Source organism: Sulfitobacter sp. HI0129 (assembly GCF_001635395.1).
Lineage (GTDB): Bacteria > Pseudomonadota > Alphaproteobacteria > Rhodobacterales > Rhodobacteraceae > Sulfitobacter.
On record NZ_LWGH01001023.1, the window covers coordinates 1 to 343 of the forward strand.

Consider the following 343-nt stretch of genomic DNA (forward strand, 5'->3'; position numbering starts at 1 on the left):
CCCCAGCCCGGTGCGGGGGGCGCTGTGACGATGATGCCGAGATCCTGTAGCTTCATGGGGTCCCCCCTGCGTGCGCGTCCGCGACCCGTTGTATCATGGGCGCGTAGTGATCGAAGCCAGGCGTCTGCCGGGCCGGGTCCTTGCCGGCGTCGTCCCAGATCCGGACCTGAAGGATCGCATCCAGATTCGGCTCAGCGGCGAAGCGCCGTACTTCATCGGCATCCATCGGCCCGCCCTGCAGGTTCAGCGTATGTACCGAAGCCGGACTGAGCTTGTCGAAATAGGCGGGGTCGGTGGCGCAGAGATAGCGTTTGGCCGCCACGTGATGGCGGATCGGGTCTGT

The 343-nt window shown here is 65.9% G+C and carries 1 pseudogene; it reads right to left on the bottom strand.

Features of this window, described 5'->3' with window-relative positions:
• Positions 1-52: 52 nt before the first annotated feature.
• Positions 53-343: pseudogene (locus tag A3764_RS25520) on the bottom strand (phosphodiesterase); the annotation flags it as partial.